This is a genomic window from Ruegeria sp. K5 (assembly GCF_056531805.1).
Genome location: NZ_JBQFML010000004.1, coordinates 1 through 16,381, shown reverse-complemented (window position 1 = coordinate 16,381; position 16,381 = coordinate 1). Strand labels below are relative to the sequence as shown.

At 60.2% G+C, this 16,381-nt stretch carries 21 protein-coding genes; 4 read left to right on the top strand and 17 right to left on the bottom strand.

From position 1 onward, the window contains the following. The first annotated feature begins 15 nt into the window (after positions 1-15). A complete protein-coding gene (locus ACR0MO_RS12725; protein ID WP_170623880.1) occupies positions 16-492 on the top strand; it encodes a class I SAM-dependent methyltransferase in 477 nt (158 codons plus the stop codon). On the opposite strand, the gene ACR0MO_RS12720 is transcribed toward ACR0MO_RS12725, so the two are convergent. Continuing rightward, positions 493-1,635, bottom strand: a complete 1,143-nt coding sequence (locus tag ACR0MO_RS12720) for an alpha-D-ribose 1-methylphosphonate 5-triphosphate diphosphatase (RefSeq protein ID WP_170454523.1) — start codon at positions 1,633-1,635, stop codon at positions 493-495. It abuts the gene before it with no gap. A 53-nt stretch (positions 1,636-1,688) separates the two neighbouring features. Between ACR0MO_RS12720 and ACR0MO_RS12715 the strand changes: the two genes are divergently transcribed. After that, positions 1,689-2,372: a DUF1045 domain-containing protein gene (locus ACR0MO_RS12715; RefSeq protein WP_170520378.1), complete on the top strand. Its 684-nt coding sequence runs from the start codon at positions 1,689-1,691 to the stop codon at positions 2,370-2,372. Here the strand turns inward: ACR0MO_RS12715 and ACR0MO_RS12710 are convergent. Genes ACR0MO_RS12710 through phnG form a run of 9 tightly spaced genes read right to left on the bottom strand, consistent with a single transcriptional unit; the run spans position 2,354 to position 8,375 of the window. Next, entirely contained in the window at positions 2,354-2,902 is a 549-nt protein-coding gene (locus tag ACR0MO_RS12710) for an AAA family ATPase (RefSeq protein WP_480891583.1), read from the bottom strand. The genes ACR0MO_RS12715 and ACR0MO_RS12710 overlap by 19 nt on opposite strands. Continuing rightward, a complete protein-coding gene (phnL, locus tag ACR0MO_RS12705) occupies positions 2,899-3,582 on the bottom strand; it encodes a phosphonate C-P lyase system protein PhnL (protein WP_170520373.1) in 684 nt (227 codons plus the stop codon). The genes ACR0MO_RS12710 and phnL overlap by 4 nt, the downstream gene beginning before the upstream one ends. Positions 3,583-3,604: 22 nt before the next feature. Next, entirely contained in the window at positions 3,605-4,384 is a 780-nt protein-coding gene (gene phnK / locus ACR0MO_RS12700; RefSeq protein WP_480781543.1) for a phosphonate C-P lyase system protein PhnK, read from the bottom strand. Beyond that, positions 4,384-4,782: a VOC family protein gene (locus ACR0MO_RS12695; protein ID WP_170520369.1), complete on the bottom strand. Its 399-nt coding sequence runs from the start codon at positions 4,780-4,782 to the stop codon at positions 4,384-4,386. Before ACR0MO_RS12695 ends, phnK begins: the two co-directional genes overlap by 1 nt. Continuing rightward, a complete protein-coding gene (locus tag ACR0MO_RS12690; protein ID WP_170520367.1) occupies positions 4,779-5,657 on the bottom strand; it encodes an alpha-D-ribose 1-methylphosphonate 5-phosphate C-P-lyase PhnJ in 879 nt (292 codons plus the stop codon). The genes ACR0MO_RS12695 and ACR0MO_RS12690 overlap by 4 nt, the downstream gene beginning before the upstream one ends. Further along, positions 5,654-6,250 (bottom strand): HAD family hydrolase, encoded by a 597-nt coding sequence (locus tag ACR0MO_RS12685; RefSeq protein ID WP_170454538.1) that lies wholly within the window; start codon positions 6,248-6,250, stop codon positions 5,654-5,656. The genes ACR0MO_RS12690 and ACR0MO_RS12685 overlap by 4 nt, the downstream gene beginning before the upstream one ends. Next, positions 6,247-7,338 (bottom strand): carbon-phosphorus lyase complex subunit PhnI, encoded by a 1,092-nt coding sequence (locus ACR0MO_RS12680; RefSeq protein WP_170623884.1) that lies wholly within the window; start codon positions 7,336-7,338, stop codon positions 6,247-6,249. Before ACR0MO_RS12680 ends, ACR0MO_RS12685 begins: the two co-directional genes overlap by 4 nt. Before the next feature lie 3 nt (positions 7,339-7,341). Beyond that, positions 7,342-7,917: a phosphonate C-P lyase system protein PhnH gene (gene phnH / locus ACR0MO_RS12675; RefSeq protein WP_170454542.1), complete on the bottom strand. Its 576-nt coding sequence runs from the start codon at positions 7,915-7,917 to the stop codon at positions 7,342-7,344. Next, positions 7,917-8,375 (bottom strand): phosphonate C-P lyase system protein PhnG, encoded by a 459-nt coding sequence (gene phnG / locus ACR0MO_RS12670; protein ID WP_170623886.1) that lies wholly within the window; start codon positions 8,373-8,375, stop codon positions 7,917-7,919. Before phnG ends, phnH begins: the two co-directional genes overlap by 1 nt. Positions 8,376-8,477: 102 nt before the next feature. Between phnG and phnF the strand changes: the two genes are divergently transcribed. After that, entirely contained in the window at positions 8,478-9,188 is a 711-nt protein-coding gene (phnF, locus tag ACR0MO_RS12665) for a phosphonate metabolism transcriptional regulator PhnF (RefSeq protein WP_170623887.1), read from the top strand. 151 nt (positions 9,189-9,339) lie between these two features. On the opposite strand, the gene ACR0MO_RS12660 is transcribed toward phnF, so the two are convergent. The 5 genes from ACR0MO_RS12660 to phnC form a co-directional block, all read right to left on the bottom strand. Continuing rightward, on the bottom strand, positions 9,340-9,954 hold the full coding sequence (locus ACR0MO_RS12660; protein ID WP_170454549.1) for an LbetaH domain-containing protein: 615 nt from the start codon (positions 9,952-9,954) through the stop codon (positions 9,340-9,342). Positions 9,955-9,973: 19 nt separating this feature from the next. Further along, the gene (gene phnE, locus ACR0MO_RS12655) at positions 9,974-11,341 is read right to left on the bottom strand and encodes a phosphonate ABC transporter, permease protein PhnE (RefSeq protein ID WP_170623889.1); all 1,368 of its coding nucleotides are present in this window, start codon (positions 11,339-11,341) and stop codon (positions 9,974-9,976) included. Further along, a complete protein-coding gene (phnE, locus tag ACR0MO_RS12650; protein ID WP_170454553.1) occupies positions 11,338-12,219 on the bottom strand; it encodes a phosphonate ABC transporter, permease protein PhnE in 882 nt (293 codons plus the stop codon). The genes phnE (ACR0MO_RS12655) and phnE (ACR0MO_RS12650) overlap by 4 nt, the downstream gene beginning before the upstream one ends. A 66-nt stretch (positions 12,220-12,285) precedes the next feature. Beyond that, entirely contained in the window at positions 12,286-13,188 is a 903-nt protein-coding gene (phnD, locus tag ACR0MO_RS12645) for a phosphonate ABC transporter substrate-binding protein (RefSeq protein ID WP_170454555.1), read from the bottom strand. Positions 13,189-13,252: 64 nt separating this feature from the next. Then, the gene (gene phnC / locus ACR0MO_RS12640; RefSeq protein WP_170454557.1) at positions 13,253-14,074 is read right to left on the bottom strand and encodes a phosphonate ABC transporter ATP-binding protein; all 822 of its coding nucleotides are present in this window, start codon (positions 14,072-14,074) and stop codon (positions 13,253-13,255) included. Between the two features lie 163 nt (positions 14,075-14,237). Between phnC and rpe the strand changes: the two genes are divergently transcribed. Continuing rightward, positions 14,238-14,927 (top strand): ribulose-phosphate 3-epimerase, encoded by a 690-nt coding sequence (gene rpe, locus ACR0MO_RS12635; protein ID WP_170454559.1) that lies wholly within the window; start codon positions 14,238-14,240, stop codon positions 14,925-14,927. Between the two features lie 67 nt (positions 14,928-14,994). On the opposite strand, the gene ACR0MO_RS12630 is transcribed toward rpe, so the two are convergent. Next, positions 14,995-15,858 carry a M48 family metallopeptidase gene (locus ACR0MO_RS12630; RefSeq protein WP_170454561.1) on the bottom strand — a complete coding sequence of 288 codons (864 nt, stop codon included), beginning with the start codon at positions 15,856-15,858 and terminating at the stop codon, positions 14,995-14,997. Between the two features lie 360 nt (positions 15,859-16,218). Then, positions 16,219-16,381, bottom strand: a 163-nt coding sequence (locus ACR0MO_RS12625) for an EF-Tu C-terminal domain-related protein (RefSeq protein WP_480642961.1), incomplete at its 5' end; no start/stop codon positions are given.

Here is a 16,381-nt window from a genome sequence, read left to right as displayed (position 1 = left end):
AACGGAGTTCCCCTGATGAGCCGATTGGATTCCATGCTGCGTCGCCTGACTGCCCAGCGCGACGGGCTGAACTGGGCCGCATCCCGGATCGCGGATAAGGACGGCGATGTGCTGGACATGGGCCTGGGCAACGGGCGCACCTATGACCACCTGCGAGAGATCCTGCCCAACCGGCGCATCTGGGTGATGGACCGGGTGTTGCAATGCCACCCCGACAGCACCCCGCCCGAACAGGATTTCCTGCAAGGCGAGGCCGAGCCGATGCTGGAAAGGCTGGCCCGTGAAGGCCACAAGATGGCCATGGCGCATTATGATTTCGGACGTGGGATCAAGGAAGAGGACGTGGCCGAAGCTGCCCGCCTCAGCCCGTTGATCGCGCAGGTGATGCAGCCCGGAGGGTTGCTGATCTCGGGCCAGCCATTGGTGGGCTTCGATCAGATCAAAGGGCCCGAAACCATCGCACCGGACCGGTACTTGTTTTACCTTGCCTGATCAGGCCACGCGCTGCCCACGCGACCAGACCGCCTTCAAGGCCGGAACATCGCCCCGCATCTGAAACCGGATCAGGTCGGCACGCGCGCCGCTGCGCAGCTCTCCCCGGTCGTGCAACCCTGCGGCTTGCGCCGGGGCCAGAGTGACGGTCCTGAGACCGCGTGCCATGTCGCCCCACATCTCACCCAGACGCACTGCCGACAGCAACAGGGCCGACGGCACATAATCCGACGACATGATGTCCAGATGACCCAGCCGGGCCAGTTCCTCGGCCGCCACATTCCCGGAATGAGAGCCGCCACGTATGATGTTCGGCGCCCCCATCATCACCTTGATGTTGTGGTCATGACAGGCGCGCGCGGCCTCGACCGTTGTCGGGAATTCGGCCAGACAAATGCCGTGGCCTGCAGAAACCTTCACCTGATCTTCGGTCGTGTCATCATGGCTGGCGATCACCGCCCCGAACCGTTGCGCGGCCTTCACGGTTTCGACCTCGTGTGTGTCACCGTGTTGGTCGCGCAGGCCCTTCAACTGCGCCACGTGCTGCAAAAACGTATCGTCGTCCATCGCGTATTTGCCCTTCATATAGGCCTCGAACTTTGACAGATCGCGAAACTGCCGCTGGCCCGGCGTATGGTCCATGATCGACACCAGCCCAACCCGGTCCTCGGGGCCGAACTCATTCAGTTCTTCGACCAGCGTTTCCGAGCACACCTCGGCCCGCAGATGCAGGAAATGGCTGATCTTCAGCGCATCCTGTTCCCGCAGGTCCCAAAGCTCCTGCGACAGGCCACGGGCGTATTTCCCGTATCGCGCGGCCCCAGACGGGATCGAGCCCACGCGCATGGCATCGAAGACAGTGGTGATCCCGGTGCTGGCCAACTCGGCATCGTGAGCAAGGATCGCGGCGGCATGCGGCCAGTCCACTCGGGGGCGCGGCTGGATATGGCGTTCCAGATTGTCCGTGTGCAACTCCACCAATCCGGGGCAGACATAGTCGCCGCCGCAATCGATCGCCCCCGTCGGAACCGAGGTGCCTGTGTCCATCTCCGCAATGGTGCCACCGACGATCCGAACGCTGCCGGTCACGGTCTCTTCGGGCAACACAAGCGTGGCATTGGCAAGGATCATTTCTTCTGTCATCTGAACTTCACGCAGTTTGAGATATTGAACGGCCACGTAGCTAGGAGGCCAATGTGACATTCACGCGATACGCGATCTATTTTGCCCCGCCCGCTGACGCGGAATGGACGAGATTTGCCACTCGCTGGCTGGGCTGGGACATGGAGGCCGGAACGCAGGCTACGCACCCGGTTGTCGACGGCATCGACGTGGCCACCGTCACCGAGGTTCCGCGCAAATACGGGCTGCACGCAACGCTGAAGCCGCCCTTTCGCTTGCGAGACGGCCAAACCGTGGACGCGCTGCACGATGCCTGCGCCGCGCTGGCCGCTAGTCACACGCCGGTCACGCTGGACGGGCTCGAGATCGCGCGTCTGGGCCGGTTTCTGGCCTTGCGCCCCGTTGGGAACACCGATGCCCTGAACGCCCTGGCCGCTGGCTGCGTGCAGGATCTGGATACGTTTCGCGCGCCCGCGTCCGAGGCGGAACTGACCCGCCGCCGGGCGGCAAAGCTGACCCCGGAACAGGACGTCAATCTTGTTCAGTGGGGCTATCCCTATGTGCTGGACGCGTTCCGGTTCCACATCACGCTCAGCGGGCGATTGGACAAAGCCACGCTGACAGACGTCGAAAGCGCACTGGCCGTTCATCTGGCCCCGCTGCTGCCGTCGCCCTTCCAGATCAACGATCTGGCCCTGATGGGCGAGGCTCAGGACGGTCGGTTTCACCTGATCCATCGCTACGCCCTTTCCGGCTGAAGCCGCGCAAGGATTTCGCTGACCGTGTCATCCAAAGCGCCCGAGTTGTCGATCTCGATCACCCGGTTCAGCCCGTCCGGCAGGGGCGTTTTGGCCCGGCCCAGACGCTTGGCCTGATCCGCCGCGCTTTCGCGCCCCCGCGCGGCCAGACGCTGTGCAAGCACCTCGGCATCAGCGGTCAGAGAAATCACGATCAGATCGCCAAACACCTTCTGCGCCTGCACTAGCACAGCGCGCGAGAAATTGACCAGCACCGCCTGACAACTCTGTCGCTGTTCGGCGATCCCGGCTGGTACGCCATACAGCAGCCCATGCGCCGGCCAATGCATGGCAAAGGCACCGTCCAGCACCATCTGCTTGAACACCTCGACCGAGACACGGTCGAACTCCTCGCCCTCTTCCCCTTCGGGCCGGGTGATCACCCGCCGCAATCGCTGAATACCCGGCGCGCGCGCCTCCAGCGCCACCATGACGCTGTCCTTGCCAACGCCTGATGGACCCACAACCGCTATGACCGGGGCGAGTGTCATGCCGCCTGTCCGGGCGTGAATGTGGACACATCCACCGCGCGGTCGCAGACCCGATCACGCGCATCAACGTCGTGGAATATCCCAACAATCGCCGCGCCACGCGCCTTGGCCTCATCGATCAAGGACAGAACGGTTTCCCGGTTCTGTGCATCCAGACTGGCGGTCGGTTCGTCCAACAACATCGCCGGATACTCATGCGCGAAGCCGCGCGCGATATTCACACGTTGCTGCTCACCCCCGGAAAAGGTCGTCGGGCTCAGGGACCACAGCCGTTCCGGGATGTTCAGCCGCGCCAACAATCCCGCCGCCTTGTCCAACGCCATCTGCCGATCGCACCCAACTGCCAATAACGGCTCGGCCACTACCTCCAGCGTCGGCACCCTAGGCACAACCCGCAGAAACTGGCTGACATAGCCAAGCGTGTCCCGCCGCAGAGCCAGAATCTCGCGCGGTTCGGCCTGCGCAACATCCAACCCAGCAACCAGTACCGAACCGGACGCGGCCAGATAGTTCCCATAGATCACCCGCATCAGCGTGGACTTCCCCGCACCGGACGCCCCGGTCAGGGCAACACATTCGCCCGGCGCCACCGTCAGCGAAGCCCCCTCCATCACCGGGATCACCGCACTGCCCTGGTTGTGCAGGGTAAAGCTCTTGCTGACGTCCTTCAGCTCAATCATCACTTCATCTTTTCCCAAATACTCAAACCTGCAGGACGCTGGACACAAGCAACTGCGTATAGGCATGTTGCGGATCGTCCAGCACCTGATCGGTCAACCCGGCCTCGACCACGTGCCCGTCCTTCATCACTATCAATCGATCCGCCAGCAGGCGCACCACGGCCAGATCATGGGTCACAATGATCGCGCTCAGGCCCATCTCGCGGACCAACCCGCGCAACAGGTCCAGCAGACGCGCCTGAACCGAGACGTCCAGCCCCCCGGTCGGCTCATCCATGAACACCAGCCGTGGCCCCGTCACCAGATTGCGCGCAATCTGCAACCGCTGCTGCATGCCGCCGGAAAACGCGGTCGGGCGGTCATCGACCCGAGATGCAGCGATCTCGACCCTGCCCAGCCAGTCAATCGCCTTGTCCCGGATATCGCCATAGTGCCGGTCGCCTACGGCCATCAGCCGTTCACCAATGTTGCCCCCGGCACTGACCGACATGCGCAACCCGTCGCGCGCGTGCTGGTGCACAAAGGCCCAATCAGTGCGACCCAGCATCCGGCGCGCGGGTTCCGACATGGTGACTGTGTCCACCGGTCCATCTGCACGGGTGTCAAAGATCACCTGCCCCGTATCCGGCACCAGATGCCCGGCCAGACAGTTCAGCAGCGTGGATTTCCCCGACCCGCTCTCGCCAACAATCCCCATCACCTCGCCGGGGTAGAGATCGAAGCTGACATCTGCACAGCCGATCCGCGTGCCATAGCGTTTCTCGATGCCCTTGACGCTCAACAATGGCACGTTTTGCCCCATCATTCCGCGCCCCAATCCGGAGCAACCGTCTGAGGCTGATAGCTGCCAAACGACCACTCATGCCCTTCTGAATCGCGCGCCCGATAACGGCGCGTTCCGAATTCAGTATCCTCGGGCGGGTAAACAATTTCGGCGCCAGCCGCCTTTGCGGTTTCGAAATGGGCGTCCACATCCTCGACGACCAGATAAACGCCGGGGCTCAGCACCTGCACGGCATCGTCGACCGTGCCCATCATGATGATGCCGTTGCCATATCGCATCTCGCCATGCATCAGCCGACCGTCCTCGCCATCAAAGGCCTGAACAACCTCCAACCCAAACGCACGCTGCAAAAACTCAACCGCAGCCTTTGCATCGACATAGCTGAAATAGGGAACAATCGAAGGCCTTCCTGTCATCTCATCTCTCCTTGCAATTCTGGCTGTGTTTCGCCCAATCGGCCCAAACGGCCCGCCGCGCGGCGCGAGCGGCAGTAATCGGTATCCGAGCATACGAACATCCGGTTGCCCGCATCATCAATGATAACCTCATCCAGATAGCTGTCTTCGGCCCCGCACAGATCGCAGGCGTGATCGGCCTTGGTGGCCTCAAACGGATAATCCTCGAAATCGAGGCTGACGATCTTCGTATGCGGAGGCACCGCGTAAATCCGCTGCTCGCGGCCTGCGCCAAACAGTTGGATCGCGTCCATTTCCAGCTTGGGGTTGTCGAATTTCGGAATCGGCGATGGGTCCATCACATAGCGGTCGGACACTTTCACCGGGTAAGCGTATGAGGTCGAAATCGCCCCGTGCTGGCTGATGTCTTCATAGAGTTTCACATGCATCAGCCCGTATTCTTCAAGGCTGTGCATCTTCCGCGTTTCGGTCTCTCGCGGCTCCAGAAAGCGCAAAGGTTCCGGGATCGGCACCTGATAGACCAGGATCTGATCCTCGGTCAGCTTGGCTTCGGGGATGCGGTGGCGGGTCTGGATGACGGTCGCCTTCTCGGTCTGTTCGGTGGTTGCGACGCCTGCCGTGTTTTCAAAGAACTTGCGGATCGAAACGGCATTGGTGGTGTCATCCGCCCCCTGATCGATCACTTTGAACGTATCATCCGGCGTCAGCGTCGCGGCCGAGACCTGCACCCCGCCCGTGCCCCAGCCATAGGGCATCGGCATCTCGCGGCTGGCAAAGGGCACCTGATAGCCCGGAACGGCCAAACCCTTGAGAATGGCACGGCGGATCATCCGCTTGGTCTGCTCGTCCAGATAGGCGAAATTATACTCGCTCATAGGAACCCTCTTTCAGTTAGAGCGATCTCCAGCGCCTGCGGTGTCGTGAAATGGATACCATCCATTCCGACCGCCCGAGCGCCTTCGACATTGTGCAATCCGTCATCAATAAAAACGCAGCCCTCGGGCGCAATTCCCGCCCGTTCACACAGCAGATGGAATATCCGCGCGTCCGGCTTCATCATCCCTTCTTCGCCAGACACAACCAGAGTTCCGAACACCTCACCCAGACGTGGGTGTACTTTTAACCCCTCGGGCCAGGTTTCAGCGGACCAGTTGGTGATGGCATGCACCGGTGTTCCCTGCGCCTTGAGCCTGTCCAGCACGTCCCAGGTCCCGTGGATCGCATTTTCAACCGTTCGGGCGTAAAGATCGACATATCCGGCGAACAACTCCCGGTCCTGCGGGTCCTCCAGCTCCTGCGCCAGATCAGCAAAGCACTCGCCATTGTCCCCGCGCGCGTTTTTTTCCCGAAAACCTGTCCGCTCAATAAACGCATGGGCGGCGTCCTCGGAACCCAATGCCTCGACCCAGGCCAGATGCGGCTGCCAGTCGATCAGCACACCACCAATGTCAAAAACAACCGCCTTCATTCCGCAGCCTCCCTGGGCGTAATGCGTTCTTCCGCCTCGCGGCGCAGTTTGCGCACCAGTTCCAGTTCGGACTGAAAATCCACGTAATGCGGCAACTTGATGTGTTCGAGGAACCCTGTGGCCTGAATGTTATCCGCATGGCTCAGAACAAATTCTTCATCCTGCGCGGGGGCACCCAGATTTTCCTCTCCCAACTCCTCCCACCGCAGCGCCCGGTCGACCAGAGCCATCGAGATCGATTTGCGTTCGGATTGACCAAAGACCAGCCCATAACCGCGCGTGAATTGCGGCGGTTCGGTTTTTGAGCCTTTGAACTGGTTTACCGTCTCGCATTCGGTCAGTTCGACCTCGCCAATGTCGATGGCAAAACCCAGTTCCGGGATGTCCATCTCAACCGTGACCTTGCCGATCCGCAACTCGCCGACAAAGGCGTGGTTGCGGGCATAGCCGCGCTGGGTCGAGTAGGCCATGCCCAGCACAAACCCTTCATCCCCGCGCGTCAGAGATTGCAGGCGCAGCGGGCGGTTCGAGGGAAACTCCATCGGTTCACGTGTCAGATCGCCCGGGGTTTCATCGCTAAGGGGTTCGTCTTGGATGATATCCTCGCCTTTGAGGAATTCGGTGATATGCGGCGTTGGTTCGGTACGCGCTGATCCTTCAGGGGTGGCAGGCACCTCGCCATCTGCGGCCAGTTTGAAATCCAGCAACCGGTGGGTGTAATCAAAAGTCGGGCCCAGAACTTGCCCGCCCGGTGCGTCCTTGAAGGTGGCCGAGATGCGACGGTCGCAAGCCATCTGCCCTGTCTCGACAGGGTTCGAGTAGCCAAAGCGTGGCAGGGTGGTGCGATAGGCGCGGATCAGAAAGATCGCCTCGATCAGATCCCCGCGCGCCTGTTTGATCGCCAAAGCGGCGAGATCAGGATCGTACAGGGACCCTTCGGCCATGACCCGATTGACCGCAAGGCTCAGCTGTTCCCGGATCTGGCCGAGGCTGAGCTCCGCCACATCTGTCGCGCCGCGCCGTTCCTCGGCAAGCCAGCTATGGGCGTTCTCAATGGCTTTTTCGCCCCCTTTGACAGCGACATACATGACCTAGCCCTCCGCCCTGATCTGCGTACTGCGTGGCACGGCAGCGACCTGTTCTCCGCAGGTCAGAAAGAAATCGCACCCCAACGGGTAGAGTTTCGAATTCGCCTGAAACGCAGCGATGTCGGGCACAGCCAGATGCGCCACATCCTTGATGCCGGGACCGGACAAAACAGCACCCACCTGTTCCAGCGCCTCGCATTCGACAATCAGAGTGGCCGAGCGATCCGGGTATTCCGGCGTTCCGATGCGATAGACGTCAAGCGGGGCCAACGCATCCCAGGTTCCAACCGCAAAGTCGGCCTCGGGCGCGGGTACCAGCGGAGCGCCGGTGTGAAAGGTCAGCCAGTTGCGGACAGCGTCGGTGTCAACAGCCCCGGCCAGATTCAGCTTGGTTTCCGGGTCACACAGCGTCAAAAGCAATGTTCCGGCGGCCGCGGACAGCGGGCTGGGCGGCACAACACCGGTCAGCGGGCGGATTTCGCCGGGGCGCGCCATCACTGTCATCGCAGCGCGGAACGCATGAGCGGCCTGGATCGGTGCGTTGTCGAAGCCACCCGAGAATTGCGTTTGCGCCGACATCAATCTTCCCCCCGGACCATCGTGAAGAACTCGACCTTGGTTGCGGCTGCTTTGGCCGCGCGCGTGGCCTTGACCGCCTGCATCTGCTGTTTCAGCGGATCAAGGAGTTCGGACCGCAGGGTTGACGCCGCCGCCGTCTGCATCATCGCATCGATCACCGCCGCCGCCTCGACCTTGGGTTTCGAGCGTCCCTGAACGTAGCCATGCCCAACCGTGCCATCCTTCAGAACAACCGAGCAACGCGTAACCGTCATTTCACCCAGGTTGAACGGCGCACCGGTTCCACCCGCGCGTCCGCGCACCATCACGCCGCCGGTTTCGGGCCGACGCAACCACTCAAAAGGGGGACGGTCCGCAAGATCCTTCCAAAGCGTCAACATTGCATCTTCCGGAGCGCGCGCCAAAAGGCCCATCCACTCTTGCCGGGCAGCCGTCGCGATTTCTGTTTGATGTGTCATCAAAGCCTCTTGGCTGGGTTGTCTATCTATACTATACAACTAGACAAATATTAGCGTGCGTGCGTGCGCCGTGCAATCAGAACTCTGTGAATATTTGGTGACATGAGCAAAACGCCGATCTGGAAAAGCATCGCCCTCAGCCTGACGTCGGATATCGCCGAAGGGCGGTATCAAACGGGTGATCGCCTGCCGACCGAGGCGCAGTTGGCGGCAACTCATGGGGTCAACCGCCACACGGTCCGGCGTGCCCTGTCGGATATGGCCGATCAGGGGCTGGTCCACGCACGGCGCGGAGCGGGCGTGTTTGTGGCGGCGAGGCCCACGGATTATCCCATTGGCAAGCGGGTGCGTTACCACAAGAATATCTCAGCCGGCGGCAAGATCCCCGGCAAGAAAATCCTAGCGCTGACCACCCGTGCGGCGGATGAGGCAGAAGCCGAGGCTTTACAGCTTGAACAAGGTGCCTCGGTGCACGTCTATGACGGGTTGTCTTTGGCGGACGGGCAACCCATCGGCCTGTTTCAAAGTGTGTTTCCGGCTGAGCGGTTTCCCGATCTGCTCAAGGCCCTCTCGGACACGCAATCCGTTACCAAAGCCCTGCAAACCTGTGGCATTTCCGATTACACCCGAATTTCGACCCGGCTGACAGCGCGGGCGGCGACCGCAACACAGGCGCTTCATTTGCATATGGCAGAAGGGGCTCCCGTGCTGTTTTCAATCGGCATAAACGCCGACCCGGACGGCAATCCTGTGGAATATGGCCGAACCGTTTTCGCCGGCGAGCGTGTGACATTGACCCTGAATGAGGATTGAACCCAAGGGGCTCCCGCCCGTCTTCGCCCTCCTGCCGGAGGCCTCATCCTGTTGGGCGTAGCACCGCGCGCAGCGCGGCGCCGGGCCCAAGGTCGCCAAGGGGGATCGGCGCAGCCGATGCACCAGCGGGCGCGGGAGAGTTTGCCTTTTCCTATTCGTACTTCTCCAGGAAGGCTTCGGCACTCAGGGTGCGGAAGTCCGGAAGGGCCGCCCGCAAACGGGCATTGTCCCAATCCCACCATGACAGGGCCAACATCCGGTCGGACACCGTGTCAGAGAACCGACGGCGTATCTGGGCCGCTGTGACGCCACCAACGATGGTGTAAGGCGCGACATCCTTGGTCACAACGGCACCAGAGGCGACGACTGCCCCATGCCCGATGGAAACCTCGGGCTTGATGATCGCCGCATGACCGATCCAGGTGTCGTGGCCGATCCGCGCCGTCCGGCTGGCACGATGGGCAAACCATTCGGCATCGTCCTCTTCACCGTCCCAATAATCTGCCGACCGGTACAGGAAATGGTGCAGCGAGGCTTTCTCTATCGGGTGATCCGTTGCCCCGATCCGGGTGAAGCTGGCGATATTGGCGAATTTGCCGATCTCGGCATTGGCAATGTCACAGGTCCGGTCGCAATAGGAATAGTCACCCCAGACCGTATTGGCGAGGCGGCTACCCGCGCCGATTTCGACATATTCCCCGAACCGGCTGTTACTGATCTGGCAATCGGGATGGATGAACGGCTGATCCGCGCGCAGTCGTGGCATTGTCTCGTCCGTTGTTAGATCAGGGCAGCAGGAAGGGTTTGCGCTTGGGATCGCGCGGTTTGCGTGCCTTTCCAATCTCCCCCTGTATCAGGCGACGCCGCAACCAGCCCGAGAACCAGTCCATCAGCATCACCATCAGGATGATCAGGACGATGTAATAGGCGACCTCCTCCCAGTCTTTCTGCGTGATGATCGCTTGGGTCAGCAACAGGCCGATACCGCCGCCCGTGATCGCACCGATCACGGTGGCGCTGCGGGTGTTGGATTCCAGGAAATACAGAAGCTGGCTCAACAATACAGGTGTGATCTGCGGGATGACCCCAAAGCGATAGCGCTGCGGCGCGTTTGCACCGGTCGATTGCACGCCCTCAATCTGTTTCTGGTCCACATTCTCCAAAGCTTCCGAGAATATCTTGCCGAAGGTGCCGGTATCCGTCACCAGCATGGCCAAAGCGCCGGTCAACGGGCCGGGCCCAAAGGCGCGGGCCAGAACAACCGTCCAGATCAAGGCGTCCACGCCGCGCACAAAGTCAAAGATACGTCGTGTGACGAACCGAACGGATTTCAGCGGGTTGAAGTTGCGCGTCGCCAGAAAGGCCAGTGGCAAGGCCACGATGGCCGCGCCGAACGTGCCCAGAAACGCCATCAGGATCGTCTCGAATATGGCCCAGGCCACGTCCTGGTGCCGCCACATCTTGTTGGTCCAGAAATCGTTGAAAATTGCCCCGGCTTCCCCGGATGCAGCGCGCCCGGCGAGATCGGAGAATGACTGACCGTAATAGGGGCTGTCCAAAGTGAACCAGAACAGCTCCCACCCGGTGAAATACCGAAACACCTCGGCCCGGTTCCGGGTCACAGTCAGGCGACCGGCATCGGTGGTGATCGCCATCCGGTTCTTTGAAACATTGATCCAATCGGGCACATCGCCCGGCGGCAGTTCGGCCTGCACCCCGGCGGATCGGGTCGGTGTGGCGCGCACGGTGCCGTAGCCGGGAATGTCATATTCGATGGTCTCCGGACCAAAACGCACCACATGCCCGTCTTCCAGATCGATGACGGTCGTTTCGCCCAGCGTCACCCAATCCGGCGCCTCGCCTTCGGGGTAGGCGCCCTTGCGCTCGCCTTCGATGGCGGCTGAGACCTCACCTGTGCGATTATCCCGCTCGATATGGGTTTTGTAGCTATAACTGTCGGCGACCAGAGTTCTGCCGTTTTCCAGGTTCGCCCGCCCCGCCAAACCCGGCACGTCGAAGGCGAAGAACACATAGACAAGATAGACCAGCACCAAAGCCGGAAGGCCGAAATTCACCAGACGTTTTCGGCTGAACAGACGGTCCGCTTCGGCCTTCAGTTCAACAACGGTCAGATCGGTTGCGAAGGTGCTCATGCCGAAGCTCCTTTTTCCGACCCATGGGTCAGGCGGTCGCGCAGCACACCCGAGATCTGGTCCACGACGACAATAGTGACAAAGAGAAGAAGGAAGATGGCGGCGGCCTCGTCATAGCGCCCCTGCCCCCAGGACATCGAGTTGCGCAGCTCATAGCCCAGACCGCCAGCCCCGACGAAACCGAGGATGGCCGAGGCGCGGATGTTGATCTCGAACCGCAGCAAGGCATAGCTGACATAGTTCGGCCCGACCTGCGGGATCACACCCAGATACATCCGTTGTGACCAGTTCGCACCGACCGAATGCAACCCCTCGACCGGTTTCAGCGAGGCGTTCTCATTCACTTCCGAGAACAGCTTGCCCAAGGCCCCTGCCGTATGAATGGCAATCGCGATCATCGCCGGAACCGGACCACCGCCCAGAACAAAGATCAGCACCAGCGCGATCACGATCTCCGGTATCGCCCGGCAAATGTCGGCAATGCGGCGGAACAGCGGGATCAGCGAAGGCCAAAGCGCCATGCCCCGCGTCGACATCAAGGCCAGAAACGTCCCCGCGATAGTCCCGATCAGGGTCGATGCTGCGGCGATGTTGATTGTCTCGATCAAGGCCGGGAAGAACGTGACCAGATTCTCGGGCATCGCGCCGATCTTCTCCCACGCCTCGGCCAGAACCTCGGACGGGTAGTCGAAGATGCGGTGCCAACCATCGATAAAGCTGCCCGCGTTGCGGCTGTCTGCTGTACGAAAGCCCGCGACCATCAGCGCCACAAACAGGATCAGAAGGATACCACCATAGACCCGCTTGCGCCGTGTCATCTCGGAATAGTCGGCCCGGATCTGGGCGACGCTGGGGGGCCCTGCGGTCAGGTCTGTCATGGAATGCTCCTGAGTGGAAAAACGGGGCCCGGCAGGTACCGGACCCCGATCTTGGAGGATGCAGGCTTAGTTCGACTTCAGCTTGCGCGCTTCGATGATGATTTCGTAAGCGTCATGGGTGATCGGTTCGAACGCTTTGGCCTCACCAGCGGCAACGCCGTAGAAGCATTCACGGTCCTTTTCGGCCAGACCCGCCATCAGCGCGGTCATCTTTTCCTTCACATCCGCAGGCAGCGCGGTGCGCAGTACAACCGGGCCTTCCGGGATCGGCTTGGACTGCCAGATCATGACCATGTCGTTCATGTCGATCAGACCCGCATCAACCGCACGACGCAGGGCACCGGAGTTGAAACCGTCTTCCCAGTCACCCAGTCCATCGGCCCAGGTCACGCCGCCATCAACGTCGCCGTTATTGACAGCAACGATGGTCTGTTCGTGACCGCCAGTGAACTTGACTTCACCAAAATAGTCGCCCGACTCCATGGTCGAACCGGTGGCCTGTGGGATTTCGATGGACGGGATCAGATAGCCCGAGGTCGAGTTCGGATCGCCGAAGCCAAAGGTCTTGTCCTTCATGTCTTCCAGCGAGGTGATGCCGCTGTCCTTGCGGGCAAAACCGATCGAGTAATAGCCGTAGCCGCCATCGGTGTTGACCTTGACCAGAACCGGCTCGACCGCTTCGGGGTCGCTCAGATAGGTTTTTGCGTAACCCGATGCGCCCAGCCACGCCATGTCGATTGTGCCGCCCAGCAGGCCTTGAATCACGCCATCATAGTCGGCAGGCGCGAACAGCTTGGTTTCAACGCCCAATGTTTCTTCGGTGTATTCACGCAGGCATTCGTTGTTGTTCAGGCGGTCCTGAGCGTTCTCACCGCCCAGAATGCCAATGCGGAACTCGCTGATGTCGTCAGCCAGGACCGGCGCGGCCAAGGCGGTGGTTGCAGCAAGGGCAGCAATCAGTTTTTTCATCTGTCTCTCTCCAGGTTTTTGTGCCGGCCTTTCATCGGCCGGTCGATGAAAGGGGTTGGGTGGCTCAGATGGTGGCTTCTGCTTCCATCAGGGCCTTCTGGGTGGCGTCCAGAGTGTCGATCTCGGTCGAGGTCGCCTCTTCCGAGAAGCTGGCATCAGCGCCATAGATTTCGCGGGCGACGCCGGTGGTCAGTTGCTCGGGCAGGCCGTCGAACACGATGCGACCGTCACGCATTCCGACGACGCGGTCGCAGTAGCGGCGCGCCGTGTCCAGCGTGTGCAGGTTGGCGATGACGGTGCGGCCATCTTCCTCGTGGATACGACGCAGCGCCTGCATCACCACCTGCGCATTCATCGGGTCGAGTGAGGCAATCGGCTCATCCGCGAGAATGATCCTAGGGTCCTGCATCAGGGCGCGGGCAATGGCCACGCGCTGCTGTTGTCCACCCGAAAGCGCCTCAGCCCGTTTGGGCGCGTGTTCGGCAATGCCCAGACGGTCCAGAATATCGATGGCGCGGTGAATTTCGGCCATCGGGTACAGGTTGAACATCGTCGCCAGCGTCGAGTGGCGGTTCAACGTGCCGTGCAACACGTTGGAAACCACATCCATGCGGGGCACAAGATTGAACTGCTGGAAGATCATCGCGCAATCCGCCTGCCATGCCCGTTTCTCTCGCCCCTTCAACTGGGTCACGTCGCGGCCTTCGAACAGAATCCGACCTTCCGTCGAATCCGTCAGACGGTTGATCATCCGCAACAGCGTCGATTTGCCCGCACCCGAACGTCCGATGATGCCGATCATGCACGGCTTGTCCACATCCAGCGTCGCCGCGTCCACGGCTGTATTCCCGCCAAAGCGTTTGGTCAGTTTCTCGATCCGCAGCACGTGCCACCCCCAATTCGTGTTGGCGGTCTGCTACAGATGCCGTTCAACGAATACGTGTCACTGCGGTGAAAGTTTTGTAACGGCGCACGGGTCGCAGGGGCTACCCTTTGCGTCACGGCGCGGGTATACGCGACCGCGACTCTTTTGCTGACACGAGGCCACCATGAGCTTTGACCGCACCATCAAGATCGCTCCGTCGATCCTGTCCGCCGATTTCGCCAATTTCGGGGCCGAGATTCAGGCCATCGAAGCCCAAGGTGCCGACTGGGTACATGTGGACGTGATGGACGGCCATTTCGTCCCGAACCTCACCTTCGGCCCCCCGGCAGTCAAGGCGTTCCGCCCGCATGTGAAAACCGTGATGGACGTGCACCTGATGATCACGCCGGTCGATCCCTACATCCAGGCCTATGCCGATGCGGGCGCCGACATCCTGACCGCCCATGTCGAGGCCGGGCCGCACACCCATCGCACCCTGCAGGCCATCCGCGCGGCGGGCATGAAAGCAGGCGTCGCCCTGAACCCCGGCACCCCTGCCGAGGCGGTCGAGCATCTGCTGGACCTGACCGATCTGGTTTGCGTGATGACGGTGAACCCCGGGTTCGGTGGCCAGAAGTTCATCGACATGACCGCCAAGGTCCGCAAACTGCGCCAGATGATCGGCGACCGCCCGGTACATATCGAAATCGACGGTGGCGTCGATCCCCGGACGGCACCACTGGTTGCGGCAGCGGGTGCGGATGTGCTGGTGGCCGGATCAGCCGTATTCAAGGGCGGATCGGTGGATCAGCCGGAGGTTTATGGTGAGAACATCCGGGCCGTTCGCGCGGCGGCTGAGGGTGGGTTGTCCTAATTCAGCAGCTTATGGCGGCGGCTGACTGGGTCTGTGCCGAATGGATCCCGGGTCACAAAGTCAGTCGCTATGTAGCCATTCGTGCGCCGCTGACACGGCGTTTTCGGGCCCGGCCACGGGAAGCGGAAACGCTTCTTGGGTATTTTTGTTTCGCGAAGACGATAAGCTCTGACACACGTGTGCAGTGGTGTGGGAAAGACGAAAAAGCACGGGCCAACCAGCCAAAGAAACTCCCATTGTATTTTCTTCCCTGTGCGACATACGCGCGAATGTTGACACGGTCAGCAATCTCGGAGCCTACAGCCATTTTCATCATGGACCTCACAGCGACCCGAGTGTTGCCATCAATCATGCGCAATCCCATTCTGTCGCCTGATAGTTTGGTTGCGCGTTCGTAGGGGAAAAGCAAAATATTGAAGATCAATAGCTTCTCCACACTGTTAATGAAGAATTGCAACCAGCCAAACCGGAAATGTTTAGCTGCCAATGCGCCCACAAATCGCCCCACAATAAATCGCAGTTCGTCCTTAGTGTTTTCGTTCCTCAGAAGCTCGGAATTCAGAAGCAATATCTTGGTGTTGAGAAGCGACAGGATTGATGCATTGTAAGATCCATCCTCATGAACATATGCCTCGACCGTTCGGTTGTAACCAAAAAGCTCCTTCGCTTCTTTGATCGCATCGTTGGCTTCAGGGAAAGACGCCGCTGAAACCTGGACAAAATTGTTCATCCAATGCGCGACAGCCAACCTAAGGCTAAACCACAGCGAGAAAAGGATGATCGGAACCAGCAAAAGAATGGTTCCAAAAGTTGCGACTGTTAGCAGCGCCGTTACGAAACCAAACGGAATCAAAACAAACAAGGTTATGTAAAAGCGTGGAGTCTCAGTAGGATGTCTTAGTTCCTGCATTTCATTTTTTGACAAAGGCATGGGAAATCCCCCACAAAAATCGTGAAAAGTAATAGATTATGAAATTACATCTATTTTGTAAGACGAAATCAACTGTTCAGTCTTTCTACGGAATCGCGGAACCCGGTCGTATTATTGAGTACTATGCGCTAACGCCAAATGTTCGGCGATGACTTTCGCAGCGAAGGGCTCGCCACAAAAAAGGCCGCCCCTTAGGGAGCGGCCTTCTCAATCTCAACGACGAGCCGGGCTGAAGCCTGGCCTACCGATTACTCGATGATCTTCGACACACTACATTTGGTGTGTCTCGGGATCATTGAGTTCAAACAAAAAAGGCGTCCCGAGGGACGCCCTTTCCGTTTGATCATTCGCAGGTGCGAATTATTCAATAATTTTGGAAACAACACCCGCACCAACGGTGCGGCCACCTTCACGGATGGCGAAGCGCAGACCGTTTTCCATCGCGATCGGTGCGATCAGCTCAACGCCGAACGACACGTTGTCGCCGGGCATGACCATCTCGGTGCCTTCCGCCAGGGTCACG